The 26,496-nt window shown below is 66.0% G+C and carries 24 protein-coding genes; 6 read left to right on the top strand and 18 right to left on the bottom strand.

Translation table 11 applies throughout. The annotated features are described in order from the left end of the window. Window positions 1-282 precede the first annotated feature (282 nt). The 7 genes from BFL28_RS06705 to BFL28_RS06675 form a co-directional block, all read right to left on the bottom strand. The gene (locus tag BFL28_RS06705) at window positions 283-1,188 is read right to left on the bottom strand and encodes a LysR family transcriptional regulator (RefSeq protein ID WP_069319805.1); all 906 of its coding nucleotides are present in this window, start codon (window positions 1,186-1,188) and stop codon (window positions 283-285) included. 63 nt (window positions 1,189-1,251) lie between these two features. Next, window positions 1,252-1,611 (bottom strand): RidA family protein, encoded by a 360-nt coding sequence (locus BFL28_RS06700; protein WP_069319804.1) that lies wholly within the window; start codon window positions 1,609-1,611, stop codon window positions 1,252-1,254. 11 nt (window positions 1,612-1,622) lie between these two features. Continuing rightward, window positions 1,623-2,891 carry an FAD-dependent oxidoreductase gene (locus BFL28_RS06695; RefSeq protein ID WP_079246982.1) on the bottom strand — a complete coding sequence of 423 codons (1,269 nt, stop codon included), beginning with the start codon at window positions 2,889-2,891 and terminating at the stop codon, window positions 1,623-1,625. Window positions 2,892-2,950: 59 nt separating this feature from the next. Beyond that, window positions 2,951-3,265 carry a cation:dicarboxylate symporter family transporter gene (locus tag BFL28_RS06690; protein ID WP_069319803.1) on the bottom strand — a complete coding sequence of 105 codons (315 nt, stop codon included), beginning with the start codon at window positions 3,263-3,265 and terminating at the stop codon, window positions 2,951-2,953. Then, on the bottom strand, window positions 3,265-4,914 hold the full coding sequence (locus tag BFL28_RS06685) for an N-acyl-D-amino-acid deacylase family protein (protein ID WP_079246974.1): 1,650 nt from the start codon (window positions 4,912-4,914) through the stop codon (window positions 3,265-3,267). Before BFL28_RS06685 ends, BFL28_RS06690 begins: the two co-directional genes overlap by 1 nt. 26 nt (window positions 4,915-4,940) lie before the next feature. Next, window positions 4,941-6,314, bottom strand: a complete 1,374-nt coding sequence (locus BFL28_RS06680; protein ID WP_069319801.1) for a serine hydrolase domain-containing protein — start codon at window positions 6,312-6,314, stop codon at window positions 4,941-4,943. A gap of 68 nt (window positions 6,315-6,382) precedes the next feature. Further along, window positions 6,383-9,187 carry a TonB-dependent receptor domain-containing protein gene (locus BFL28_RS06675; RefSeq protein ID WP_079246973.1) on the bottom strand — a complete coding sequence of 935 codons (2,805 nt, stop codon included), beginning with the start codon at window positions 9,185-9,187 and terminating at the stop codon, window positions 6,383-6,385. A 556-nt stretch (window positions 9,188-9,743) separates the two neighbouring features. Here BFL28_RS06675 and BFL28_RS20870 point away from each other — a divergent pair. Then, entirely contained in the window at window positions 9,744-9,965 is a 222-nt protein-coding gene (locus tag BFL28_RS20870; protein ID WP_158011626.1) for a hypothetical protein, read from the top strand. A gap of 356 nt (window positions 9,966-10,321) precedes the next feature. On the opposite strand, the gene BFL28_RS06665 is transcribed toward BFL28_RS20870, so the two are convergent. The 4 genes from BFL28_RS06665 to BFL28_RS06645 all read right to left on the bottom strand — a co-directional run bounded on the left by BFL28_RS06665 (window position 10,322) and on the right by BFL28_RS06645 (window position 14,538). After that, window positions 10,322-10,963, bottom strand: coding sequence for a hypothetical protein (locus BFL28_RS06665; protein ID WP_069319799.1), 642 nt, complete (start codon window positions 10,961-10,963; stop codon window positions 10,322-10,324). A 215-nt stretch (window positions 10,964-11,178) separates the two neighbouring features. Then, a protein-coding gene (locus BFL28_RS06660) for an IS3 family transposase (protein WP_119184558.1) occupies window positions 11,179-12,305 on the bottom strand; the annotation gives its coding sequence in 2 pieces (ribosomal slippage) (window positions 11,179-12,053 and window positions 12,053-12,305; 1,128 coding nt in all). A 110-nt stretch (window positions 12,306-12,415) separates the two neighbouring features. Further along, window positions 12,416-13,213, bottom strand: coding sequence for a DUF5681 domain-containing protein (locus BFL28_RS06650; RefSeq protein ID WP_069319796.1), 798 nt, complete (start codon window positions 13,211-13,213; stop codon window positions 12,416-12,418). Continuing rightward, window positions 13,210-14,538, bottom strand: coding sequence for a site-specific DNA-methyltransferase (locus BFL28_RS06645; protein ID WP_241527238.1), 1,329 nt, complete (start codon window positions 14,536-14,538; stop codon window positions 13,210-13,212). The genes BFL28_RS06650 and BFL28_RS06645 overlap by 4 nt, the downstream gene beginning before the upstream one ends. Before the next feature lie 106 nt (window positions 14,539-14,644). Here BFL28_RS06645 and BFL28_RS06640 point away from each other — a divergent pair, with 106 nt between their 5' ends. The 3 genes from BFL28_RS06640 (at window position 14,645) to BFL28_RS06630 (ending at window position 16,404) form a co-directional block, all read left to right on the top strand. Further along, a complete protein-coding gene (locus BFL28_RS06640; protein WP_069319795.1) occupies window positions 14,645-14,974 on the top strand; it encodes a helix-turn-helix domain-containing protein in 330 nt (109 codons plus the stop codon). Continuing rightward, window positions 14,971-15,813, top strand: coding sequence for an ImmA/IrrE family metallo-endopeptidase (locus BFL28_RS06635; protein WP_069319794.1), 843 nt, complete (start codon window positions 14,971-14,973; stop codon window positions 15,811-15,813). The genes BFL28_RS06640 and BFL28_RS06635 overlap by 4 nt, the downstream gene beginning before the upstream one ends. A 375-nt stretch (window positions 15,814-16,188) precedes the next feature. Continuing rightward, window positions 16,189-16,404: a hypothetical protein gene (locus BFL28_RS06630; protein ID WP_069319793.1), complete on the top strand. Its 216-nt coding sequence runs from the start codon at window positions 16,189-16,191 to the stop codon at window positions 16,402-16,404. A gap of 72 nt (window positions 16,405-16,476) precedes the next feature. Here the strand turns inward: BFL28_RS06630 and BFL28_RS06625 are convergent, their stop codons facing one another. Continuing rightward, entirely contained in the window at window positions 16,477-17,199 is a 723-nt protein-coding gene (locus tag BFL28_RS06625; RefSeq protein ID WP_069319792.1) for a dienelactone hydrolase family protein, read from the bottom strand. Next, window positions 17,186-17,839: a retropepsin-like aspartic protease family protein gene (locus tag BFL28_RS06620; protein ID WP_338152242.1), complete on the bottom strand. Its 654-nt coding sequence runs from the start codon at window positions 17,837-17,839 to the stop codon at window positions 17,186-17,188. The genes BFL28_RS06625 and BFL28_RS06620 overlap by 14 nt, the downstream gene beginning before the upstream one ends. Before the next feature lie 117 nt (window positions 17,840-17,956). On the opposite strand from BFL28_RS06620, the gene BFL28_RS06615 reads away from it, so the two are divergent. Continuing rightward, window positions 17,957-19,363, top strand: a complete 1,407-nt coding sequence (locus BFL28_RS06615) for a sugar porter family MFS transporter (RefSeq protein ID WP_069319790.1) — start codon at window positions 17,957-17,959, stop codon at window positions 19,361-19,363. Window position 19,364: 1 nt separating this feature from the next. Continuing rightward, on the top strand, window positions 19,365-21,143 hold the full coding sequence (locus tag BFL28_RS06610; RefSeq protein WP_069319789.1) for an IlvD/Edd family dehydratase: 1,779 nt from the start codon (window positions 19,365-19,367) through the stop codon (window positions 21,141-21,143). A 26-nt stretch (window positions 21,144-21,169) separates the two neighbouring features. Here BFL28_RS06610 and BFL28_RS06605 read toward each other — a convergent pair whose 3' ends face one another. The 5 genes from BFL28_RS06605 to BFL28_RS06585 are packed head-to-tail and all read right to left on the bottom strand — an operon-like array spanning window position 21,170 to window position 26,361. Further along, the gene (locus BFL28_RS06605; RefSeq protein ID WP_241527237.1) at window positions 21,170-22,003 is read right to left on the bottom strand and encodes an aldose 1-epimerase; all 834 of its coding nucleotides are present in this window, start codon (window positions 22,001-22,003) and stop codon (window positions 21,170-21,172) included. Next, window positions 22,000-22,890 (bottom strand): SMP-30/gluconolactonase/LRE family protein, encoded by an 891-nt coding sequence (locus tag BFL28_RS06600; RefSeq protein WP_069319788.1) that lies wholly within the window; start codon window positions 22,888-22,890, stop codon window positions 22,000-22,002. The genes BFL28_RS06605 and BFL28_RS06600 overlap by 4 nt, the downstream gene beginning before the upstream one ends. After that, window positions 22,887-23,663, bottom strand: coding sequence for a D-xylose 1-dehydrogenase (xylB, locus tag BFL28_RS06595; protein WP_069319787.1), 777 nt, complete (start codon window positions 23,661-23,663; stop codon window positions 22,887-22,889). Before xylB ends, BFL28_RS06600 begins: the two co-directional genes overlap by 4 nt. After that, window positions 23,660-24,796: a fumarylacetoacetate hydrolase family protein gene (locus BFL28_RS06590; RefSeq protein WP_119184557.1), complete on the bottom strand. Its 1,137-nt coding sequence runs from the start codon at window positions 24,794-24,796 to the stop codon at window positions 23,660-23,662. The genes xylB and BFL28_RS06590 overlap by 4 nt, the downstream gene beginning before the upstream one ends. Continuing rightward, window positions 24,793-26,361, bottom strand: coding sequence for an aldehyde dehydrogenase (NADP(+)) (locus BFL28_RS06585; protein ID WP_069319786.1), 1,569 nt, complete (start codon window positions 26,359-26,361; stop codon window positions 24,793-24,795). Before BFL28_RS06585 ends, BFL28_RS06590 begins: the two co-directional genes overlap by 4 nt. Window positions 26,362-26,496 lie beyond the last annotated feature (135 nt).

Raw genomic sequence — 26,496 nt, 5'->3', positions numbered from 1 at the left:
CTGAAGCTGTAGAACAGCGCTTCCTGCGCCACCGCCCGCTCACCCATCATCAGCCCGTCTCCGCTCAACCGCGAAAACTGAATCAGACCCTCAGCACGACTTCAAGACCGAGTTTTTCAACGGAATACACCCAAACGCCGACATTTGAGGACGCAAGCTTAGCCACGGGAAGCGGACCTTCCGCAACGCGCCCTACTTGCAGACGTTCGCGGCTGCTGGCGATCTTCCCGGAAGCGGACATGAACTCTTCGAGCAGGGCGCCCTTCGCGAGGCGACAGGCTGCTACGCGGCCGCAGGAACGTCCCGGTCGTCGGACAGCGCCTCTTTGAAGTGACTGACGAACTCGCTCGAGACGGCCGAGATCGGGCGATCCTCGAGGTGGACGCATCCGATGTTGAAGCGGACAGCGGGCTCGAGCGGCAGAAAACCCATGTCGAGGGTCACGCTGGCCCGGGCGGTGAATTCATCGACGATGGTCACACCGGCCCCGTAGCGGGCCAGCGCCGCGGCGACATAGAAGGTTTGAGCGGAGACGACCTCCCGGATGACGACGTTCTGGCGCTTCAGCTCCGCGTCGAGAAGGTCGCCGATCGGACCGCTGCTCGCCAGCCCGATCACGTCGCTACCGTCCAGCCGCGAAAGCGGGAACCTGGACCCTGGCGCCGAGAAAGCCTTGCGTTCGAACAGCACCGCCAGCTCGGCCTGGCCCAGCGGAATGCAGGTCATGCGCGAGTGGGCCGGCGGGTTGTAGGCGATGGCCAGATCGGATTCGCGCTCGTAGAGCGAACGAAACAGTTCGTCGTGGTGAAGAGTCTGAACGTCGAACGTGACGCCCGGATGGCGGGCACGGAACCGGGCGATCGCCCGGGGCGCGACGCTGAGCCCCAGCGACGGGACGACTGCCAGCCGGATGTGCCCGCCACCGTGGGTGCGGATGTTCTTGGCGGTCTGTTGCAGCGAGCGCAGCCGTTCGAACGCCTCGTCCACCTCGCGGAACAAAGCATGGCCCTCGTCGGTCGGCACGAGCCGGCCGCGGACCAGCGCGAACAGCTTGAAGCCGAGCTGGTCTTCGGCATGGTGCAGCACCTTGCTGACCGAGGGCTGCGAGACCTGAAGGGTCCGCGCCGCCGCGCTGATCGAACCGCTGACGTAGACGGCGTGAAAAACTTCGATCTGACGGACGCGCATCGCATGCCTCCTAAGAAAGGGGACGCGGCCTGCCAAGCTGGGGCAAACCGCATCCCCGTCGAGCTACGGAAGCCAGGCGACCGCCTCGATCTCGACGTCGCCGGCGACGAGCCCCGAGATCACCGTCGAGCGCGCCGGATAGGGCTCGGAAAAAACCTCGCGATAGGTCTGGTTGAAGCCGTCCATGTAGCGCCCGTCGGTCAGCCAGGCGTTCACCTTGACGACGTGCTCGATCGTCGCACCGGCGGTGGCGAGCGCCGCCGCGAGGTTGGCGAGCGACTGGCGAGTCTGCACGGTGATGTCGCCGGCGACGATCGCGCCGTCGGCGCCGCGCGGCAGCTGGCCCGAGACGAACAGGAGATTGCCGGCACGGCGCACTTTGCTCAGCGGCGGCCCTGCAAGGGGCGGCGTCTCTGTGCTCATATTGCTTCCTTTCAGTCCTGGTGGTGGATCAGCGATGCGGCACGTTCCGCCGCGCCCATTGCGAATGTCCAGCCCAGCATGCCGTGGCCGATGTTCAGCAGCAGCTCGGGCCGCGGCCGCGAGATGATCGGCAGCGAGGACGGCGACATTGGCCGCAGCCCGGCCCATTCGCTCTCCAGCGCATCGTAGGCCGCGGCCTGCGGCAGGGACGTGCGGGCCATTCGGACGAGCGCGCGCAGCGGCTGGTGGTGGAGCGACGGATCCCAGACGCCAAGCTCGGCAAGGCCTGCGACGCGCATCCGTCCGGCGAGCGGGCAGAACACGACCTTACGGGCGGTGTCGGTGATGCTGACCCGCGGCGCCGCGTCGCCGCATCGCGCGGTGAACGAATAGCCCTTCATCGGCCAGACCGGCACCCGGACGCCCGCCTTGCGCAGCCAGCGCGGCGCGGCGATCCCGAGGCAGACGGCAAGCTTTTTGCCGATGATCGTCGCACCCGTCGCATCGCTGATGCGGGCGGTGCCGCGATCGATCTCGAGCCGATCGACATGACATCCGAAGCGCGCCTCGACGCCATAGTCCCGGATGAGGATGTCGAGCAGCCCCGAGGCGAAGCGGAACGGGTCGCCGACCTCGTCCTGGGGGGAGTAGATGACTCCTGCGATGCCGGTCGCGGTGGCCAAGGCCGGTTCGATCGCAATGGCCTCCTCCGCCGTCAGCGCGGCCTGGACGGCGCCGTGCCGGCGCTTCAACTCCATCACCTCGCCTGCGGCGCGGAAGGCCGAGTGGTCGTAGAAGAGGTGCATCTTGCCCGGAGCCGCATGGCCGAAGTCGAACGGATGCCGTTCGGTCAGCGCGTGCATCGCGAGGCGCGACTCAAGCGCGAGCGCGAGCCCGGCCCTGGTGTTGCGGCTGAAGCGCTCGCCGGTGCAGTTGCGCAGGAAGCGCAGCCCCCATTGGAAGAACGCCGGGTCGATCGTCGCCTGGATGCGGAAGGACGGATCGCCGCCGAGCACCAGCATGGGCAGCTTCTTCAGCATCGCCGGACTGCCCAGCGCATCGGTGTAGGCGTAGCTGAGCTGCGCCCCGTTGGAGTAGGACGTGCCGCGCGCAGGCCCCTCGGCGCGATCGACGATCGCCACCTTGAGCCCACGTCGGGCGAGTGCGTAGGCCGTCGTCACGCCGACCACACCGGCGCCGAGCACGATCGCATCGAACCGGCCGGAGAGCTCATTTTCGGCGGGACGCGCGCGACCGCGCCGCTGGTGCAGCTTGAACATCATTGCCTCTTCACATCTGGGTTCGGACGCGCCTTACTGAACGCGCCGGTCGCCTCAGGTCATTCTGGTGCCGTCGACCGCGCGCCGCCCATGATGGCAAGATCGATCTCGCCTTCGGAGCGCGCCACCATCGCCGCGATGCCCGAGACGATGATCACGAAGACGAGCGGCGCGACCAGCATGCGGATCAGGCGGACGAACAGGTCGCCCAGCCATTTCAGTTGGCCGGCGTCCTCGCCGAGCAGGCTGCCGACCGCCACCCCGGCGACCAGCGCCAGCACGGTCCGCTTCCACAGGCTCACGTCGAACCAATAGCGGCGGAGCTTTCCGGCCAAGGGGGCGGGCGCGGCGGCCGCAAGGGCCGCATCGGACATCAGGAGCAGCTTCCCGCCGTCGGCACGTGCCTGAGCCCCCGTCCCGCTGCGGCGCCGGTCGGCTTGCCGTGCTCGACGGCGAGGGTGCCGTTGACGAGCAGAGTCTGAACGCCCTCAGTCAGCACTTCCGGATGGACATAGTCGGCGCGCGGCCGATAGCTCTTCGGGTCGAACACCACGACGTCGGCGAAATAGCCGCGGCGCAGGTGACCGCGACGATCGAGCTTGAACGTGTCGGCGGTGCGCCCGGTGCTGCTGTTGATGAATTCGGCGATCGAGATTGTCTGCTCTTTCAGCACGTATTTCGCGTATTTCTGCGGGAAGGTCGCGTACATCCGCGGGTGGCCGTGCGAGCCGTCCGAGCTCGTCATCACCCAAGGCTGCTGCATCAGCAGCTTGATGTCGCTCTCGGCCATGTTGAACGAGACGACGGAGCTGCCGCGATCGGTCTCGCGGATGATGCGCAGTGCCGCATCGATCGGCTCGACATTCCATCCGCGCGCGACCTCGCCGAGGCGCTTCGCCGTCCAAGGGTGGCCGGGAGCGGTTAGCAGCAGCGAGTCCGGCCCGCCGCGGCGGCGCAGATTCTCGCGCATCTCGGCCCTGATCTTGGCGAGGGACTGCGGATCCTCGAAGCGTTTCAGCATCGGCGCGCGTCCGCCGTCCACCGCCCACCGCGGCAGCAGCGACGCCTCGAGGCCCGAGCCGGAGGCCTCCCAGGGATATTGATCGGCGGTGACGGCGAGCCCTTCGGACCGGGCTTTCCCGATCGCCGCGATCAGCTCGGGCGCCTTGCCGTGGACGTCGACGCCGAGCGCCTTGAAGTGCGCGAAATGGACCGGAATGCCGGCGGCGCGGCCGATCTCGATCCCTTCCCTGGTCGAATCTACCACGCCGATCGTGTAGGAGGATTCGTCGCGCTGGTGGGTGTCGTAGACCCCGCCGCGCATGGCGGCCTCCCGCGCGATCGCGATGACCTCGTCGGTCTTCGCAAAGCTCTGCGGCGCGTAGAACAGCCCGGTGGAGAAGCCCAGCGCGCCCTCGCACATGCCTTTCGCGACAAGGCCCTTCATTCTGGCCAACTCGTGCGCCGCCGGAGCGCGGTCGTCGTCGCCGATGACGGCGCGGCGGATCGCGCCGAAGCCGACATAAGCGGCGACGTTGATGCCGAAAGAGTTCCGCTCGAGACCGTCGAACAATCCGGCGATGTCGACCTTGCCGCCGGGCTGGCCGTGGCCGTCCACCCCGGTGAAGATCGTCGTCACCCCCTGCATCATCCACGGCAGGTTGAGGCGGGTGGTCGCATCGGTGCCGGCGAGGAACGTGTCGGCATGGGTATGCGGATCGATGAAGCCCGGAGCGACGATCAGGCCGCGCGCGTCGATCATCTTTCTGGCAGTGTACGGGTTCGACGCAGAGGCGCCGACGTAGACGATCCTGTCGCCCGTGACGACGACGTCGCCGACCACCGGCGTCGCGGATGCGCCGTCGTAGATCGTGCCGCCGCGGATCACCAGATCGGCGCTGCGCGGCGTGCCCCGCGCGAACGCCGGCTGGACCGGGGACAGCGCGATCATCGCCATCGCCCAGACGAGGGTGCTCGGCAGCATCGGGCCGCATTTGCGGCAGGTCGTGGACGAACGGGTCATTGGTCGGTCTCCCGAGGGCTTGTTGATCAGCCGGCGCGGCGGAAACGGAGGGCGTGGACGCGGGCGGTTCTGATCGTGAATCCTTGCCCGTCCTCGTCGAAGATCAGCCGCGTGCCGAGCGCCGTGAACGTGCCGTCGGCACTGCGCTTCAGCTCCAGCGGTTCGCCCGGCGCGCGGGCGAAGCGCGACGCAACCCCCGCCGTCAGCACGTCGCCGGCGATGCGCACGTCCCAGGTCGCCTGCAGCTCGTCGGAGACGTAGCGGCCGTCGAGCGCGGGCTTGGCGGCGGAGGACGCGTCGTCCGCAGTCAGGATGTCGCCCTCGATCGCCTCGACAATCGCGTCGGCCTTGTCCTGGGACACCCAGTCGCCGCGGTTGCACAAGACGGCGACGCTCAGCTTCCGCTCCGGCAGGCGGGCGTACATGTTCTTGAACGCTTCGGCGCCACCACCATGCTGGACGAAGTACTGGCCGTTACGGCTGCCGATCATCAGGCCGCCGCCATAGACGAGCCCGGTCCGCTCCTCGAGGGCCGGCTGGCCGTTGGTGAAGGTGCCGGGCGTCGTCATGATCTTCGCGACCGCGGGCGTCCAGACCTTGTGGCCGACCTCAATGTCGCGGTCTAAACTGGCGAGATCGTTGATGGTGACCATTAGCCCGCCGGAGCCGCTGAAGGTCGGATAGGTGTCGCGAATCTCGAACCCGTCGCCGACGGGGACGTAGCCATGGGCGATGTTGGTCCCGCTGGGCTTTGCGTCGTTCATGAAGAAGCTGCGCTTCATTCCGAGCGGCCGGAGGATCGCCTTCTTGGCATAATCCGCGAACGGCATGCCGGAGACGCGCTCGACGATTTCGGCGAGGAGCAGATAGCCGCCGTTCGAATAAGTGTAGGCGGTTCCGGGCGTGAAGTTGGTGCTCTTCTGCGCGAACAGCAGCTTGAGCGCGGTGGCCTTGTCGGTGTCCGCCACGCTGTCAATTCCGGCGAGGCGGATCAGTTCGAGCGAATCGCGGATGCCTGCGGTGTGCAGCATGAGCATCCGAACCGTGACCGGAACTTCATATTCCGGGAGTTCGGGGAGATATTTGCGGACATCGTCATCGAGCGAGAGCTTCTTCTGCTCGATCAGCTTGGCCGCGGCGAGCGCGGTGAACTGCTTCGAGACCGAGGCTGCATAGAAAAGAGTGTCGCCATCGAGCGGCTTGCCCTTCTCGATGTCGCCGGAGCCGGCCGCAGTGACGAAGAGAGTCTTCCCTCCGCGAAAAGCGCCGGCGGCGCATCCGGGCGCAGCGAGGCCCTTCGGGTCGGATATGATTTCCCTTACCTTGGCCACGTCGATCGCCTGGGCGGGAGTCGCAACGAGCGTTGCGATGAGAAGGGAAATGATCTTGACCTTGGGCATCACTGCACTCCGAACGACTTTTTTATAAGGTGTGGCTGTGGCGCCGTCGGGTGCCACAGCCCCGAGGCTTAGTAGCGGAAGCGAACACCCGCAGTGTAGGTGCGGCCGACTACGTCGTAGAGCGAACGTACAGTCGCAAAGCCACCCGTTCCGGTGATCGGCGGATCATTGTCGAACAGATTGGAGACACCCGCGAAAAGGGAGACTTTCCGGTCACCGTCGTCGATGATCGCATATTGCGCCGACAGATCGACATAGAGGCGGCCCGAGTGCTCGAGCACGTTCAGGTCCTTGTAGGTGAAGGCGTTGTTGATGTTGCCGCCGCCGACATAGCGACCCGTGAGGCTGAGCGTCGTCGGCCCAGCTTCGTAAGTCGCATTGGCGTTGGCGCGCCAGTGCGGCGTGCCGCCGAGGCTGGCGATCGTGGGCTGGTCGGTGGAACCGGCCAAATCGGTGACGGTGCGACCATCATCCAGCGTCATCTTGCCGACGTACGTGACGAGCGTCCGCAGCGACAGATTGCCGGACGCCACCGGCATGCGGTAGGCGATTTCGACGTCGACGCCCCGCGTATGGACCGACTGCAGGTTCTGCGGCGACGATTCGACTTGGGCGATCCGCCCGTCCGCTCCGCGGGTGATCAGGCCGCACAGCTGCGGCTGATCACGATAGCAGCGATCGACGATCGACGCAGCGGAGAGCGCGAGGATCGCGTCCTTGAGCTTGATGTCGTAATAGTCGATCGAGACCCTGAGGTTCGGCACGAAGGCAGGGCTCAGCACAACGCCTGCGGTCAGCGTGTCCGCTTTCTCCGGCTGCAGGCTGGCGTTGCCGCGGGTGAGTGTCTGGACGCTGTACGACTGGTTGATCACCGGGTCGAACGGGCTGAACTGAGCGGTCGTTGCGCCCGAGAAGAGCTCGGCCATGCTGGGCGCCCGGATGTCACGCGAGCGCGTCGCCCGAAAGCGGATGTCGTCGTTGACCTCCCAGGTGCCGCCGACCTTCCAGGTCGTGACCGTTCCCGAAGTGCTGTAATCGGTCAGGCGGCCGGCGACGTTGAGCTCGAGCGAGTCCGCCCAGCTCTGGTCGGCGGCGAGAGGAACGACGAGTTCGCCGAACGCTTCCTTGACGGTGACTTCGCCCTTCCACGGCACGGTGTTGCCGGTCGAGAAGGAGCCCGCCGCCGACAGCGGATCCGACGTGACGTCGGCCGTCTCGTGGCGCCACTCGGCGCCCGTGGCGAGCGAAACCGGCCCAGCCCAGGTCGAGAAGGGCTCGCCGCGAAGCGTGACCGCCGCCGCATCCTGCGTGAGGTCCCAGACGCGCCAGGTTTCGCCGGTCACATAATCGATTGCCTGTGGGGAGGGCGCCCCGTCCCCGAGCAGATTGATCGGCACGCAGCCCGCTGCGCGCGCGGCGAGATTGCGGCAGACGGCGGCGCCGGTCGCCGGATCGGTGACGGCGTCCACGGCGAAGAGGTAATTGGCATTGATGCGCGCGTTGGAGCCGCGGTGACGGTTCTTGGTCTGGCCGCGGGTATAATAAGCGTCCCAGCTCCAGCCGCCGCCGAGCTCACCCTCGAGGCCGCCGACGAAGCGGGTGGTCTCGGCGCGGATGTGGTTCATGCCGCGGCCGTAGTCGCGGCTGTACCGACCCATCGTGAAATTTTCGATGCCGGCCGCCGTCATGGCATCGCGCACCGATTGCTGGAGGAAGGGATGTTGGATGTTGATGCCGATGTTGGTATCCGTGCGGGTGAGCCCGGGATGATCGGTCTTGGACTGCGCCCAGGAGGCTTCGGCATAGGCCGTGATCGAGTCGGTGGCCTCGAAGGAAAGGCGGCCGTAGGCGCTGCGGCGCTTCAGCGGCACCTCAAGGACGAGGTCGCTGGATCCGGAGGCTCCGTCGCCGCCGACCATGCCGGTAGCAGTGCGCAGGCTCCCGTAGCGGAACGGAATGAGGGTGCCGTCCGGAGCGAAGTGACGGCCAGCCAAGGGCCCGGAATTGATGACGCCGCCATACGACAGGTTCGCCGAGCGGGCGTCGGCGACGAGCAGGTTGCGGGGTTCCTGGTTGGTCGCGGTGTAGGCGGGGTTAGCGATGATGCCCCAGCCCTGGTTCCCCCAGTCGCGATCGCCCTGCCGGGCGATGCCACTGTTCTCCGCCATCTCGCCGGCGAGCAGCAGCTTGCCGCGGCCGCCCGCAAAGCTCTGGCCGAAGGCGACGGACGCGAGATAGTTGCGATGGTCATTGTGGTCGGTGATGCCGCCCTGAACGCTCCCCTTGAAGCCTTCGAGCTTGTGGTCGAACTTGAAGTTGACGACTCCCGCGACGGCGTCGGAGCCCCAAGCGGCCGAGGCGCCGCCGGTGACGATGTCGATGCTGCCGATCAGCGCTTGCGGAATGGCGTTGATGTCGACCGGGCCCTGGATCTGCGCTGGAACGAAGCGCTTGCCATCGACCAGCACGAGCGTGCGGTTGAAGCCGAGACCGCGCAGATCGAGATAATTGCCGCCAGCATATTGCGAATTGTTGGTCGAGCTCGACGGCGTCAGCGACGGCCGCACCGCCGGCATCTGGTTGATGACGTCGGCAAGGTTCGGCGCCGCCACCCGCTCGAACTCCTGCGTGCCGAGCACGGTCGTCGGCGTCGGCGCGCTGAACCCTGACCGGGCGACCCGCGAGCCCGTGACGACGATGTCCGGCGTGCTTGCCTCGGTCTGGGCGGCTGCAGTCTCCAGCGCCGGATCCGCTTCGGGTGCGACTGCGGCGGCGGCCTGGGCGAAGGCCGGGGCTGCGCCCAATCCAGCCAGGCCGACGGTCGCGAGCAGCGCGAGCCTGAAGGCGGCGTTCGATACGTTTCGTTCGGTCACTGGCTACTCCCCTTGTTCTTCATCTCTTGCCGGAGCACGCATCGAAGATCGCGCCGCGGCCCTGCGTTTCCCGCTCCCCCTCCCGGCGCCCATCTTCGTGGAACGGGCGCCGAAAGATCGACGAGAGTGTCGCCGTTTCGGCGTCCCCGCATGTTTGGAGTAGCGATTTGAAACTGCTTTCAAGTGCGGCACAAGCGAACACAGTTCAGCGGACCATAACCTCAAGCTTGGGTCTGCCAGGGAGCGCACCATCGGAACGGTTGGGTGGGATGACGCGATCAGGAGAAGAAGGCGGGATCCAGCAGGTCCCCATCTTGGATGATCGGGCCGTTCTCCTCGTCGTCCTCCAGAGAGTTTCCCGCTGAGAACGTGGCGGGCGAGCGCCCGAGTATCCGCTTTTTTGTCCCCGCGGCCGCAAAGTGGCCGGCCCGCTCGCGGCCCAGCTTTTGCCGTCCCTCACTGGTCCAAGCCACCCCACCGCGCTATCGATCCCCTCACATTCCCCGCGGCCCAGGCCGCCGCCACCGGCGGCGCCGCGCAGCAGCGAGGACCGAGAGTGCCCCTATCAAACGGCCTGTACGAGATTGCCTTTGAGACGAAGACCGGCACCGACTACGGCGTGGTCTACATGCACGACGGCAAGATACGCGGTGGCGACGGATCGACGGCGTTCGTAGGGAAGGCCCGCGTGGACGGGATGCTGTTCTCAGCCGAGATGAGCGTGACGCAACACCGGCACCTGCCGGGCACGTGTCCGGGCTGGGGCTCAGCGACGTGATGGTGCACCTTCACGGCGTGCTGGACGACAGCGGCGTGATCACCGTGCGGGGACCAGTCCCAAGAGTCGCACGGTGCGGTTTACGGCACGGTTGTCGATGATTGCGGATTAGCCACTGCCACTAAATACCCGGCGTCCGATGCTGTTAAGCAAGCAGGGGCCTGATGATCAGATAGGCCGCCACGGCTCCGACCGCGAAGATGCCGTAACTGATCCCCGCGCGCATTATCCGCCCGCAGTCCGGCCTTGGCTCTGGCCACTCGCTCAGCTGCCGCACTCCTTATTTCGCTTCTGGGCCATCGACGTACAACAGGGCGGTGACGGCGCGCCGTGATGAAGCGCGCCGCCACGCCAGATCAAGGCTTCGGCGTCGTCACCACTTCGCCCGGCGTCACGACGGCTGGGGTGGGCGATGACACAACAAGCGGCTGAGGCGCGGGCGCGCTACCGATCACAACCGGCACGTCCTCGTCCAGAAAGCCCGTTACCGCGCCGCCCAACGGAATCTGCGCCGACGTGCCGGTCATGAAAAAGCCGGCAATTGGCACGAAGGCGACGGCGCCCACAACGCCAGCCGTGCCGGTAACGCCCTTGTCGTCGAGCTGGCCCGATAGGCGGATTTGACGTCCACCGACGCGCATATAAAGCAGTTGCGCGCCAATGCGGCCCGACTTGCCCCACATGCCCTTGTTGCGAACGTCGGTAATCTCGCCCGTGGCTGGCGCGCCGGCCGGGATGACGGTCAAGTCGCCGAGGCGGACGTCCTCTGCGACCTCGAGTTGGAAGCGCTGGCCGACGCGCAGCTTCTTGCCCTTGGTGGTGAGCGCCTCGGCCATCTTCAGCGCAACCTTGGTGCCAGCGCGGAGCACGTTCTCGCCAGGCGCGGAAGGTGCGATGGCAGCGACGGGTGCTGCAGCAGGTGCCGGCGCCACAGCCGCGGTCTGCGCAAATACGGCAGGCGCGCAGGCAAGCGCCGCAACGGCGATTAACTTCTTCATAGAGATACCCCCTCCAGCGACTCGCCCCCTGCGCTTCGCGTGAGTACCGAATATTCTCGGCAAAGTGTTTGACGGCAAGCGAGAATTTACGCGGGAATGGTAGCAAAACAGTGCCATCGCTGAGCGCCATTGTGCCGATACTGAAGCTGGCGTGTTGAGATCATCAGGGTAGCCGACGGACCCAGACCGTGACGTGCTCCCCAAAGCTCCTCCACTTATAAGTAGAGTCCGGGGTTGCCAGGGTGCCCTGGCGGTTTGGGTTGTGCAACCCGCCTGGCAGCATCGGCGGGCGTCAGCCCGCCTATCCCGCTATGCGGCCGCACGTGGTTGTAGTCGTCGCGCCATGCACGTAGCACCGACCGCGCATGGCTGAGGGACGCGAACAGCGTCTCGTTCAGGCATTCGTCGCGCAAGCGACCATTAAAGCTCTCGACGTAGCCGTTCTGCTGCGGCTTGCCCGGCGCGATGTAATGCCATTCGATCTGCCGGTCCTTCGACCAGCGCAGGATTGCCAGACTGGTCAGCTCGGTCCCGTTGTCGCTGACGATCATCAGCGGCTTGCCGCGAACCGCGATAATCGCATCGAGCTCGCGCGCCACACGAGCACCCGACAGCGACGTATCGACCACCAGCGCGAGGTTCTCCCGCGTGAAGTCGTCCACCACGGCAAGGATGCGGATACGCCTGCTGCACACCAGCGTGTCGCTCACAAAGTCCAGGCTCCAGCGCTGGTTCGGCCCTTGCGGCAACGTCATCGGTGCCCTTGTGCCCATCGCTCGCTTGCGGCCCCGCCGGCGCCGGACACGCAAGTTCTCCTCGCGATATAGCCGCAGCAGCTTCTTGTGGTTCATCACGATGCCCTCGCGGGCCAGCATGATCCCCAGCCGCCGGTAGCCGAACCGGCGACGTTCAAGCGCGATCTCGCGAAGACGCGACCGCAGGTCGCCATCATCACCACGCCGATGCGCATAGCGCATCGACGATCGATCAACGCCAAGGATGGCACAGGCCCGACGCTCGCTGATATCGAAGAGCTGCCGGACATCCTCGACAGCCCTTCGACGAGCGGCAGGCCTCACCAGTTTTTTGAGGCAACCTCCTTCAGCACCGCATTGTCGAGCATGGCATCAGCGAGCAGCCGCTTCAGCCGTGCGTTCTCGTCCTCAAGCACTTTCAGCTTACGCGCCTGCGACACGTCCATGCCGCCATACGCCGCCTTCCACTTGTAGAACGTCGCACTGCTCACACCGTGCTTGCGGCACACGTCCGCCGTCTTCGACCCGGCCTCCTGCTCCCGCAAGATCCCGATAATCTGCTCCTCGGTAAACCTGCTGCGCTTCATCGTCGTCCTCCTTCATGAAGGACTCTAGTTCAGACTGGCGGAGTTTCAGGGGAACAGGTCACTGTTCGTGCGGGAGTCGCGGCTGCTGCGACTAACAAGGTCGCGTTCCTTCAGGACCGTCCTGCACGCAGCTTCTTGTACATTTCTGCGGCCTTGCCTTCACGGGATGCGTCGGCGTGCCATGACCTGTTTTCCAGTTTAAGCTTGTACCGGTCGGGCATGCCGTCGTTGATGAGATCGAAGATATACTGCTCGGAAATCCACATCGCCTGGTAGAGCTCGCGCATGCGATCCGACTTTGCGCACTTTATCCGACGCGCATAATCGTTGATCTCGGCCTGCGCATCGTCACGCCGTGCGAGGCGCTTGTCCCAGTCGCGCTTCTCGCTTTCGTCTAGCGGACCCTCAGTGCGAACTTTGCCGCTGCGCATATCGATATGGATATCGTCAGGGTGAGGAAGCGGCGAGGGAATGTCGATCGACAGGCGACGGCATCGCTCGATCTCAGCGGTCCATTTCTGCTTATACTCTAGCGCGTTTTCCATCATCGTCAGCCGCTCTTCGGACGCCCGTGCTTCTGCCGTGCTGGTGATCTCAGCGAGCGCCTTTTGTGACAAACGGTTGCCCTTCATCGCCGAGATGGCAAGCGCGCGCATGGCAGCCTGGATTGCTGGAAGTTCGATGACCGTGTCGCCTTCCCGGATTGTCACTGGGCGATAGGCCTCCTCCAGCACAAGCTGATCGGTCGGTCGCATCGCCGGGTCATATTGAGCTTTGGGTTTGGCCTTCGCCCCCTTCGGTCGACCGTTGGGATTTCCGGAGACGCCCTTGCGGAACCGGTGCTCAGCGGGCGGGCGGGCATATCCCACCAGGCTGTTCCGCGAGCGGTCGGCAGCCCGGCCGCTCATGCGGCAATGTCCGGATCAGGCCGCAGCGCACGCATCTCGGCGACATCCTCAAACCGCTGCCCGGTCTCGACCAGCATGGCGCGCTTACCAGTAACGGCCTCCCAGCGGCGAACAATCGTATCGCAGTAAAGCGAATCATATTCGATGAGGCGCGCAGAGCGCCCGGTCTTCTCTGCGGCGATCAGCGTCGATCCCGATCCGCCAAAGCCATCAAGGACGATCTCACCTCGACGCGAACAATCGCGGATTGCATCGGCGATCAGCGCCACTGGTTTTACCGTTGGGTGCATCGCCAGTTCGGCAGAGCGATCCGCGCTGATCGAACTGATCCCGGCATAGTCCCACACGTTAGTGCGGTATCGCCCAGTCTCGCCAAGGCCAAAGCTGTTGGTGTGCTCAGCCGTCCCCTGCTTGAACACGAAGATCAGCTCGTGCTTCGAGCGATAAAACGCGCCCATGCCGCCATTGCTCTTGTTCCAGACCACCAGGTTCTTGAGCTCAGTGAACACCGCGCCGCCGGCAGTAAGCAGCTCTCCCATATGGCGCCAGTCCATGCACACGAACGCGATTGCGCCATCGCGCATGACGCCGGCGATGTTGCCCAGAGTCTCGGTCAGGAAGGCGGTAAACTGCGCCTGGCTCATCTCGCCGCTGGCAAATGCAAACTCACGGTGTTTGACTGAGCCAAGCCCACAGACATTGCCGTCGATCGCGACGTTGTACGGCGGGTCGGTGAACACCAGGTCCGCGCGCTCACCATCGATCAGCCGATCGATGTCGGTCGGACTGCGCGTGTCGCCACAGAGCAGCCGGTGCCGGCCCAACTGCCATAGATCGCCCATGCGCGTTACCGGCTCGCCAACAACGACTGGGACAACATCTTCCGGCGCTTCCGGCCTGTCCGGATCGGCATCGCCCGCTTCGTCCAGCACCAGGTCGATCTCGGCCAGGCTGAACCCGGTGAGCTCCACATCAAATTCAAGATCAACCAGCGCCTGCAGTTCGATCGCCAGGATCTCGCGATCCCACCCGGCGTTGAGCGCCAGCTTGTTATCTGCAAGCACGTACGCCCGCCGCTCAGCCGGGGACAAATGCGAGAGCGCCAGCGTCGGCACCATTTTGTGACCCAGCAGCTTCGCCGCCTCGACCCGGCCATGCCCGGCGATGATTTCCCCCGCGTCCGATACCAGCACGGGATTGGTGAACCCGAACCGCTCGATCGACGCCGCGATCTGCTTGATCTGCTTCTTCGAATGCGTACGCGAATTGCCCGGGTACGAGCGCAGCGCCGCGACATCACGTTCAATCAGTCCAGTACCCATCATTCGGAGCGCTCCAATTCGGTGGCCAATAGCGTACTACTGAATTGAACGGTTGCTTCTGTCAATCCTTGGCATATGATCCCGGCATTCCAGATTGAACGGATTCCTCATGAGCTTCGCGCGCAAGCTTCACGATCTGCGCATCGCGCAGCGCCTGTCCCTTCAGGACGTGGCGAACGCAGTTGAGATATCGAAGGCCCATGTCTGGAACCTCGAAAAGGGCATCACCGGCAACCCGTCGATGGATTTGGTGGTCAAGCTCGCAGAGCTGTTCCGTGTTCGCGTCGCCGACCTTGTCGGCGAAAACCCTGAAAGCGAAGAGGAGCCCGCCGAGGTCGTTGCCATGTTCCGCGACCTCAAGAAGCTGGACGATCGCGACCGCGAGACCATCCGCATGCTGATGGAGCAGATGCAGCGTCGCGCCAAAGATGATCCGTGACGATCAGTCGCCTAGACCTTGATGGACTTGGCTCACCGGTCGCCATCGCAGCGCGCATCCACGCGCTCATGCAAGACATGCCGATGGCGGTGCCGTTGGAAGAGCTGTGTCGCGATCTCGACATCGCGTCCATCGATGAGATTCAGACCAGCGGGTTCGAGGCGGCGCTGGTCATGGACGCGAACAAGGCGGCGGGCGGCATCCTGGTCGCCGCCGGTCGCACCCGACAGCGCCGCCGCTATTCAATCGGCCACGAGCTGGGTCATTTCCTGATCCCGACCCATATGCCGCGGCCTGGCCATGGGTTCGAATGCTCGCTCGATGATTTCCATCTGCTCGATCCTCGCGAGCAGGATCGACGCAAGCGTATTGAGGCGGAGGCTAACCGATTTGCCGCAGCGCTGCTCATGCCCAAGCACCGTATCTGGGCCAGCACGGCGTCGCGGCGCCCAAGCCTCGGCGAGATCGCGCGCATGGCGGGAGAGTTCGATGTCAGCAAGGAAGCGATGGCGCGCGCCTATGTCGAGGCGCATCGCGAGCCGATTGCGGTTGTCATTCTACAGCACGGTCGAATCCAGCGCATGTATCGCGATCAGGCAAACTTCCCGTGGCTTGCGCCGCGCATCGGTCACACCGTGCCCGACGGCTCGATCGCCCACGCGCATCAAGTGAAGGTTGCAGAACTGACCGACGCCGAAGAGTGCGAGCCCGATGTCTGGTTCAACGAGCGTGACGCGCGACGCGTCGATGTCCTTACCGAACAGCTGCTGGGCCAGCAAAACGGGTTCGCGATGCTCCTGCTACATGCAGAACTGATCGACGAGGATGAAGCGGAGTAACGCGCGCAGCTGCTCATTGCTGAAGTATTCGGTCCCTGATCGGTAGCTCCGTGATCCCCGTTACCGCGAATATCATTCCCTGATAGCGAGAATTGAATTCCCTGTTTCTGGCGCAGGGAATCTGGCGCGCTGAGCCGCAGAAAACTGCGGGGTTCAGCGTCCGAGGTGTGTCGGCAAGCTCCTAAAAACTGCATTTTCCCTGTAAATTCCCTGATAACAGGGAATTTACAGTGGAGACCCGTTCGCTCCAGACTGCGTGGCGCACGTTCCTGCCAGCATCGCTCTAACGACAAGCGCCTGTGCTCAATCGGCACGCGCCCGCTGAAACCAAATGCGCGGGCGCGGGTTAGCGGCTCGACCATTGGGAGAAGGCGTATGGCCAAGACACTGACTCAGTTCGCGATCACACCGACCGGCAACGGCGATTACCTGCTGAACCTGGAAGACGAGGACGGCGAGTCGACGGAAATGGTGGCAAGCTATGAGCAACTCGACCTGATCGTCGAGGCGGTACAGGAACAGCTCGACGCCGATGAGGAAGACGCGCTGTTGGTGGACGAGGATGGCGAGAGTGACGATCTGGCGGAATGAGGATCAGCGCCGGCCGTTCCGCCGCTGAGCGAACGGCCGGCAATGCCTGTTTCGGACGCCTCAGTCCTGACGCTAGGCCGGCTGCGCGAACGTTTCGGCCAGAAATCCGGTCAGCGCGGTCCATGACAGATGATGGGCCAGACGATCATAGCCCATTCGCGGATCACCGAGTTCCCCCACCGTCTCGTTGGTATAGCTGTGCAGCGCGCGGCCATGCACCAGCAAATGCCAGTCTGCCTCCGCCCGCGTCATCTCGTCGCGGAACGCATCGACATCTTCCGGTGGCACCAGCGGGTCGCGCGCGCCGGTCGCGGCCAGAACCCGTGCTTGAACCGCGCCGGGCGTGGCTGGCGCGCGGGTGGTGAGCAGGCCGTGGAAACTCGCGACGGCAGCCAGCGCCGCGCCGCTTCGCGCCAGTTCCAGCACGGCAAACCCGCCGAAGCAGAAGCCGATCGCCGCGATTCGTTCGGGCGCGATCCCCTCGTCCCGGCTCAGCGCATCGAGCGCCGCGCCAACCCGGCGGCGAAGCAGTGGAGGGTCGGCGCGAAATGTGTCGAGCGCGCTCGTCATCGCTTCCCCCGAAAGCACCCGACCGCCGCCGTGCATGTCGGCCGCAAGCGCAAGATAGCCCAATTCGGCCAGTCGCGCGCAGTGGCGGCGCACATTGCCGCCAATGCCATCGGCCTCATGCACCACGATCACCGCCGCGCCGTTGGGCCGTGCGGTGGGAGCGTATCGCTCGCCGCGAAGCTCGAGCTCGCCGTCGCGATAGCGCCAAGGTTCAGCCTGCGTCATTCGTCGCTCCTGTCGTCGGTTTCGGCGTGAGGATCAGCGTGCGCCCCTCGACCCGCCACGATGCCAGCTGAGAAAGGAAGTTCATGCCGAGCACGTTGACTTGGCCGAGGTTAGGCGAGGTCACGACCTTGAGATCGCGGGCAACGATCCCGCCCAGTTCGAGCCGCTCGACCGTCCCCGCCTGTGCACGCACCGCGCCATTCGCGGTCTGGAGGATGACCGGCACCAGCGTCGCGTCGCGCTTCACGCCCGCCTGTGCGACCGTCGCTTGCGACAATGCAGTGATGGTCGCGCCGCTGTCCACGAGCAGGCGGCGCTCGACCCCGTTGATCCGCGCGTTGACCCAGAAATGCCCGTCCCGCGCCATGCGGATCCGCACTTCCTCCCCCGCAACCTGCTGGCCGCTGAACCCGGCCCGGTTGGCAAGGCTCGAGAGCGTCGGATCGAATGGCACATATTGCGCGACCATGAGCAGGCAAAGCGCGAGCATGGCGAGCGAGAACAGTGCCCGCAGCGCCCGTCCGACATAGGGCAGGCGAAACAGCAGCATCAGCACGAACGCCGCCCCTATTGCGTAGAGTGCAAGTTGTGGCCATTCCGGATTGAGCGCGATCGGCATGGAGAAGGAACGGCGCGCCACGCGGTTCGATCCCCGCAAATCGCCGATCTCCGTTACGCGACTTGCTTGACCGGCAAGTGCGCCGATCCTACGCTGATAGCGCTAACAACATGCCGCAGGGTGCTTGGGGAGAGAGATGTGAAGGGTGGGGCAACCAGTTCGGCCAATCTGGGCCTGATCACCGCGATCGTTGCGGTGGCCACGATCGGTGGTCTGCTGTTCGGCTATGACAGCGGCGCGGTCAACGGAACGCAGGACGGTCTCAAGACGACCTTCGCGCTGAGCGAGGGGGGGCTTGGATTCACCGTCGGTTCGTTGCTGATCGGCTGTTTCATCGGCGCGTTTCTGGCGGGGCGGCTGGCCGACCTGATCGGGCGGCGCAACGTGATGATCCTGACCGCGATCCTGTTCCTGATCGGCGCGCTGATCCAGGGTTTCAGTCACGACCAATGGCTGTTCGTCGCCGCGCGCATCATGGGCGGCATCGCCGTCGGTGCGGCCAGCGTCCTTTCGCCTGCCTATATCTCGGAAGTCGCACCCGCCGACATTCGCGGCCGCATGACGACGGTGCAACAGATCATGATCATCACGGGGCTTACGGCTGCATTCGTGGTGAACTATTATCTCGCGGCCAGTGCCGGTGCGTCGACCGAGCCCTTCTGGGGCGGCTATGAAGCGTGGCGCTGGATGTACTGGATGCAGGCGATCCCGGCGACCGTGTTCCTGATCGCCTTGTTCTTCATTCCCGAAAGCCCGCGCTTCCTGGTGTCCAAGGGCCGCGATGCCGAGGCATCGGCCGTGCTGACATCGCTGTTCGGCGCGGACGAGGCGGCGCGCAAGCTGGTCGAGATCAAGGCAAGCTTTGCCGGCCATCGCCCGGCGCTGCGCGACATTCTCGATCCGGTGAAGGGCGGGGTGCGGCCGGTCGTGTGGGCGGGCCTGCTCCTCGCCGTGTTCCAGCAACTCGTCGGCATCAACGTCATCTTCTATTACGGCGCGACGCTGTGGCAGCTCGCCGGCTTTACCGAGGATCAGTCGCTTCAGATCAACATCGTGTCGGGCGTCGTGTCGATCGCGGCCTGTTTCGTCACCGTTGCGCTGGTGGACAAGATCGGGCGCAAGCCGCTGCTGCTCATCGGATCGGCGGGCATGGCGGTCACCTTGTTCGCCATGGTGTTCGTCTTCGCCAACGGGACGTTCGATGCCGCCGGTCAGCTTCAGCTGAGCGCCCGGCTCGGCACCGTCGCGCTGATCGCAGCCAATCTCTATGTGATCTTCTTCAACATCAGCTGGGGCCCGATCATGTGGGTCATGCTGGGCGAGATGTTCCCCAACCAGATCCGCGGCTCCGCGCTGGCGGTCTGCGGCTTTGCGCAATGGTTCTCCAACTATCTGATCGCGCAAAGCTTCCCGATCATGGCGGCGGGCCTGGGCCTTGCGGTCAGCTACAGCTTCTATGCCGTCTCGGCGCTCATCAGCTTCTTCCTGGTGCAGAAGTTCATCCACGAGACGAAGGGCAAGGAACTCGAGGAAATGCAGGGCTGACATGACGATGCGTACCCCGGTCCGTCCCTTCCGGTCGCGCGAGTGGTTCGCAGCGCCCGGCCGCAGCGACATGACCGCGCTCTATCTGGAGCGGTTCATGAACTATGGCCTGACGCCGGACGAACTGCGGTGCGGCAAGCCGATCATCGGCATCGCGCAATCGGGGTCGGACCTCTCGCCCTGCAACCGCATCCATGTCGACCTGGCGAAGCGGGTGCGTGACGGCATCCGCGACGCGGGTGGCATTCCGATGGAATTCCCGCTCCACCCGATCTTCGAGAATTGCCGGCGGCCGACCGCGGCGCTCGACCGCAACCTGGCCTATCTGGGGCTGGTCGAACTGCTGAACGGCTATCCGATCGACGCGGTCGTGCTGACCACCGGTTGCGACAAGACCACGCCGGCGCAGGTGATGGCCGCTTCCACCGTCGATATCCCGGCAATCGTGCTGTCTGGCGGGCCGATGCTGGACGGTTGGCACGAAGGCGAGCTGGTCGGATCGGGCACGGTCATCTGGCGTGCGCGGCGCAAGCTCGGCGCGGGCGAGATTACCGAGGACGAGTTCCTCGACATGGCGACCTCGTCCGCTCCTTCGGCCGGGCATTGCAACACGATGGGCACCGCATCGACGATGAACGCCATCGCCGAGGGGCTGGGCCTGTCGCTGCCCGGTTGCGCCGCGATCCCCGCGCCATATCGCGAGCGTGGGCAGATCGCCTATGAGACCGGACGCCGCGCGGTTGAAATGGCGTATGAGGACCTGCGCCCGTCGAAGATCCTCACCCGCACCGCCTTCCGCAACGCGATCGCGCTCACCACCGCGATCGGCGGATCGTCGAATGCCCAGCCGCATGTCGTCGCAATGGCGCGCCATGCCGGGGTCGAAGTGACGGCCGAGGACTGGATGGCGGCGTACGACCTCCCGCTACTGGTCAACATGCAGCCAGCGGGCAAATATCTGGGCGAGCGTTTCCACCGTGCGGGCGGCGTTCCGGCAGTGCTGACCGAGTTGATCGAGGCTGGCGTCGTCGATGGATCGGCGCTGACCGTGACCGGGCGGAGCCTGGCCGAGAATGTCGCGGGCAGGGTCGCCAGCGACCGCGACGTGATCTTCCCCTATGCCGCGCCGTTGAAGCCGGCAGCGGGCTTCCTGGTGCTCAAGGGCAATCTGTTCGACTTCGCGATCATGAAGACCAGCGTGGTTTCCGAGGAGTTCCGCACCCGCTACCTGACGCGCCCGGGCCATGAAGGCGTGTTCGAAGGGCGCGCAATCGTGTTCGACGGGTCGGACGATTATCACCACCGCATCAACGACCCCGCGCTCGACATCGACGAACACTGCATCCTGGTCATTCGAGGGGCGGGCCCGCTCGGCTGGCCCGGCTCGGCGGAAGTCGTCAACATGCAGCCGCCCGATGCGCTGCTGAGGCGCGGCATCACCAGCTTGCCGACGCTGGGCGACGGGCGGCAGTCTGGCACGTCGGACAGCCCCTCGATCCTCAACGCCTCGCCCGAGAGCGCGGCAGGCGGCGGGCTGGCCTGGCTGCGCACCGGCGACACGATCCGCATCGACTTGAACACCGGCCGCTGCGACGCGCTGGTGGACGAAGGGGAGATCGCGCGCCGTCGCGGCGAGCCGCCGCCGCCGTTCCCGGCCAGCCAGACGCCCTGGGAAGAGCTGTATCGCGAAAAGACGGGGCAGCTGGGCGAGGGCGGGGTGCTCGAATTCGCGGTCAAGTATCGCGGCACCTCGGCAACGCCGCCGCGTCACAATCACTGAACCCCGGCCGCTTCCACGCGGCGGGGTCAGTCGATGGCAAGCGCAAGCGTCAGCGTTCGCGTCTCGCCGGGCGCGAGCCGCTTCATGCCGCCGCGGTTGATGGCGTCGGGCAGGTGATCGACCGGCTCGAAGCAGAAGAAATCCATGCCGGGCGGGCGGTAGAGGTGAAATGCGCTGGCGCCTTGTGCCCGAAGCGTCAGCACATGGTCTGCCTGCTCGATCCGCGCCGTGCCGTCCCAGCCATCATGCGCATGGTCGATCAGCGTGTCGCCCTGCACTGCCGCGCCCTGCGCCCACTCGCCAAAGGTCGATGCCGGAACGGGCTCCAGCGGAAGCAGAGTCTCGTCACTGAGCCATGCTTCGCGCGCGCGCGCCTTCAGCCGGGTCGCGGCGTCGCACGGGAAATAGGGGTGGAGGCCAAGGCCCGCCGGCACTCGCGCTGCCTCGCAATTGGCGACCGACAGCTCGATCGTCGCCACGCCGGGCGACAGCGTCACGGCCTGCACCGCGCGGAACCGCCACGGCCAGCCCTCGCCGCCATCATGGTCGAGCGTTAGTGCCACGCGCCCGGCATCGTGCTGCGCCACCGTCCAGCGCCGCTGCCAGCCAATGCCGTGCAGGCTATGCGGATGGTCGGCGAAATTGAGCGGCAATCGATGCGTCGTGCCATCCCAGCCGAAGCGGCCATGCGCGATCCGGTTGGCATAGGGGATCAGCGGAAAGCAGCCGCTGTCGAGCGGGTCGGCCGGCGTGTCGCCCGCATGGCGCAGCACGGTGCGCCCCTCATGGTCCAGCGCCGCGATCGACGCGCCAAGCTCGGGCTGCAGATCGAGCCGCCAGCCATGCGCGGCGAGCTTCACAGGCCCACCGTGACGGTCGGCGCGGGCAGGCCGGGCACATCGACCGGGCAGGCGAACAGCGCCCCCGCCAGCGGCTCGCGCGTGCGCCCCGCCGCGTCGAGATGCTTGGCTGCGGTGGTGGCATAGAGCGTGCGCAGATCCGGGCCGCCGAACGCCACCTTGGTGATCGCGCTGACCGGAAAGGCGATGCTTTCCAGCAACTCGCCCGCCGGCGAATAGCGGCGCACCGCATGGCCATTGTACAGCCCGATCCACACGCACCCCTCGGCGTCCACCGTGGGGCCGTCCGGATAACCGTCAGCCGGTGCGATCCGGGCAAAGATGCGCGTGTCGGTCAGCGTTCCGTCCGCCGCCACACTCGCGGCATAGATCGTGCCGCCCAGCGTATCGACATGATAGATCGTCCGTCCGTCCGGGCTGAACGCCGGCCCGTTCGAGATCGCGACCGGCTCGCTCACGGCAGCGCAGCGCCGATCCTCATCCAGCCGCCAGATCCGCCCTGTTGATGCTTCCTCCGCATCGTCCATGGTGCCGAACCACAGTCGCCCGGAAGGATCGACCGCCGCGTCGTTCAGCCGGTTGCCGGGAAGATCCGGTTCGGGGTCGAGCAGCGGCGTAAAGCTTCCGTCCGCCGGATCGAACAGCACAAGCCCGGTCTGCAATCCCGCGACGAACCGCCCGTCGGCGGCGGGCAGGCAGAAGCCGATCTGCGCCGGCGCGGCCCAGCTTTGCCGCTCGCCGTCGTTGGGGCGAAAGCGATGAATCCGATGTGACTTGATGTCGACGAACCACAAGGCGGCGTCACGCTCGACCCAGACGGGACCTTCCAGCAGCGGGCCGTCCAGCGCCCACACCGGCGCTGGTGCGGCGTGGACGACGCTCGTCACCGCCAGCCCGCGTCGACGAAATAGCTGTGCCCGGTGACCAGCTTGGCATCATCCGACGCCAGGAACATAACCATCGCCGCCACGTCCTGCGGCATCAGCCGCCCGTCCAGGCATTGCGCCGCGATGATTTCCGCCTCGCCCTCAGGGGTGTACCATTTCAGCTGGCGCGGCGTGCGTACATTGCCCGGAATGACGCAGGTCGCACGGATATTGTCGCGCCCCAAATCGCGCGCCAGGCTGCGCGTCATGCCCTCGATCGCCGCCTTGCACGTCTGGTAGAGGATCAGGTCGTTGAGGCCGAGATGCCACGAGATCGACCCCAGGTTGACGATCGCCCCGCCGCCCTTCTCGCGCATCGCCGGGATCACCGCCTGCGCGCAGAAGAACATGTGCTTGAGGTTCACGCTCAGCCGGTCGTCCCAATAGGCTTCAGTCACCTCGTCGATCGAATGGCGGTCGTCGTTGGCGGCATTGTTGACCAGCACGTCGAACCCGCCGGCTTGCTCGGTCAGCGCGGCGATCATGGCCTGAAGCGCGGCGATGTCCTTCAAGTCGACATGCTCGAACCGCACCGTCCCGCCCGCCTGCGTCAGCTGCTCGGCCAATGCGAGCGAATCGTCCTGCGCGATGTCGAAGAAGGTGACGTCGGCGCCCTGTGCCGCAAACCCCGCGACGATGCCCGCACCGATGCCCGATCCGCCGCCGGTCACCAGTACGCGCTTGCCGGCCAGGCTGGGATAGCGCGCGCCCTGCGACACGGGCGCTGCCGTCATATGCGCACCGCCGCGTCACGCGCGGCCATCGTGCGGTACAAATGGCGAATGCCGAACGTCCAGGGCGCGGCTTGCTTCGACGTCGTCATGCGGTTGGTCAGCGTGCCCAGCGCGGGCGAATGGATGCGCACGGTGTCGCCGACCTTGTGGGTAAAGCCGCGTCCCGGTTCGTCGCGGTCCTGCACCGGCGCGAACAACGTGCCCAGGAACAGCACGAAGCCGTCGGGATATTGATGTTCGGACAGCGTCTGGCGCACCAGGTCGAGCGGATCGCGGCTGATCTGGTTCATCGAGCTATGCCCTTCGAGGCGATAGCCCTCCGGCCCGTCGATCACCAGGTCGAGTTCGGCGTTGCGCACGTCGTCGATCCCGAAGCCATCGTCGAACAGGCGCACGAACGGCCCGATCGCGCAGGCAGCGTTATTGTCCTTCGCCTTGCCGAGCAGCAGTGCGCTGCGCCCCTCGAAATCGCGCAGATTGACGTCGTTGCCCAGCGTCGCGCCGACGACCTTGCCCGCGGCGTTCACCACCAGCACCACCTCGGGCTCCGGGTTGTTCCAGGTCGAATCCGACCGGAAGCCCAGGTCCGCGCCCCAGCCGAGCGAGGAGAGTACCGGCGCCTTGGTGAATACTTCGGCATCCGGGCCGATCGCCACTTCTAGATATTGCGACCACATGCCCGCCTCGATCAGCGCGGCCTTCAGCTTCGCGGCCTCCTCGCTGCCCGGCACCACGCTGCGGATCCCGCCGCCGATCTTGCCCTCAAGGTCGCCGCGAATGGCGGCCGCCTGGTCGGCGTCGCCCCGCGCGCGTTCCTCGATGACGCGTTCCAGCGCCGACACGGCAAAGGTCACGCCGCACGCCTTCACGCATTGCAGATCGATCGGCGCCAACAGCTCGAACGTGCCGCCGCCGATGGTCAGCTCCGCAACGTCGCACAGCCGCTCGCCGGTCAGCGCGGCGGGATCGGGCAGGTCGAACCAGTCGGCGCTGGTAGGTGCCACGCGCGAGACGTCATACACCACGCCGTCGCGGACCAGCACCGGCACCGGCCCATCGGCCAGCATCAGGCGGCCCGCCAGCGTGGCGCGCGCTGTGTCTGTGGGAAGCGCGTTGAGGTCGAACTTCATCATGCCCACCGTCCGTCGATCCGTGCACCAATATTGTCCTGCGCGCCGTCGTTCAGCACTGGCGGCAGCAATTCCGCCGGCATGTCCTGATAGCTCACCGGCCGCAGGAAACGGTCGATCGCCATCGATCCGACCGAGGTGCTGCGCGAGTCGGAAGTCGCCGGATAGGGGCCGCCATGCACCATCGCATGGCCGACTTCCACGCCGGTGGGCCAGCCATTGGCGATGATCCGGCCCACCGTCCGTTCCAGCACCGGCAGGAGGCGGGCGCCGGCGGGATGATCCGCCGCATCGACTTGGAGCGTCGCGGTCAGCTGACCTTCCAGCTGGCCGACTGTTGCGATCAGCTCGTCCATGTCGGCACAGCGCACCACGACCGACGAAACGCCGAACACTTCGTGCAAGTGTACCGGATCGGCCAGCAGGTCGCTGCCTTTCACGCTGAACAGCGCGGCGCGGCCCTGGTTCGGACCGGTGCCTTCGGCGCCCTGCGTCACTGCCGTCACATGCGCGCTCGCCCCGAGCTTTGCCTTGCCCTGTTCGAATGCTTCCCAGATGCCCTGGGTCAGCATGGTCTGCGCCGGCTGTCCGGTCAGCGCCGTGCCGGCGGCATCGATGAAGGCGTCGAGATCGGGACCATCCACCGCCAGGACCAGCCCGGGGTTGGTGCAGAACTGGCCCGCGCCCATGGCCAGGCTGGCGACGAACGCCGCGCCCAGCGCCGTGCCGCGCGCGGCCAGTGCATGCGGCAGGATGATGACCGGATTGACCGCCGACATTTCGGCATAGATGGGGATCGGGCGGGGGCGCGCGGCGGCGATGCGCATCAGCGCCTCACCCCCGGCGCGCGACCCGGTGAAGCCGACCGCCTGGATGCGCGGATCGGCGACCAGCGCCTCGCCGACGCGGCGCGAGGTGCCGTTGACCAGGCTGAACACGCCGGCCGGCATGCCCGTGCTCGCCGCGGCGCGGGTGATCGCGCCGGCGACCAGCTCGGCGGTACCGGGATGCGCGCGATGGCCCTTCACCACCACCGGGCAGCCGGCGGCGAGCGCGGACGCCGTGTCACCGCCCGCGACCGAAAAGGCGAGGGGGAAGTTGGAAGCGCCGAACACCGCGACTGGACCGAGCGGGATCATTCGCAGCCGCAGGTCGGGCTTGGGCGGGATGCGCGCAGGGTCGGCATGATCGATGCGCACGCGCTGCCATCGCCCATCGCGCACCTCGGCGGCGAACAGGCGCAGCTGGCCCGCGGTGCGGCCACGCTCGCCGGTGATGCGCGCGGGCGGCAGGCCGGTTTCGCGGCAGGCGCGTTCGACCAACGCATCGCCCAGCGCCTCGATCTCGGTCGCGATCGCCTCGAGGAACTGCGCGCGCTGTTCCAGCGGCAGCGTGGAATAGGGGGCGAACGCCGCTTCGGCCGCGGCGCAGGCGTCGGCGACGTCGGCCTCGCTCGCGCCGGCGAAGCTCACATCCTCGATGGCGGCGCCGGTGGCGGGATCCTGTCCCTGGAACCGGTCGCTCGACGCGCGACGTTCGCCGGCGATGAACAATTCGCCCTTCAGCATTGCGATCTCCCATAGCCCGGCGCGAAGCTCGCCGCCGGCTCGTGTGACGCGCCCGGCGGACGCAAAGATAGCGCTACCATAGATGCTGGTCCGCTACGCCGCAACCGGATCATGCCGCTATGCGGCGACAGACGC

The organism is Sphingomonas turrisvirgatae, from assembly GCF_001721295.1.
Lineage (GTDB): Bacteria > Pseudomonadota > Alphaproteobacteria > Sphingomonadales > Sphingomonadaceae > Sphingomonas > Sphingomonas turrisvirgatae.
This window is presented reverse-complemented; position numbering and strand designations above follow the sequence as displayed.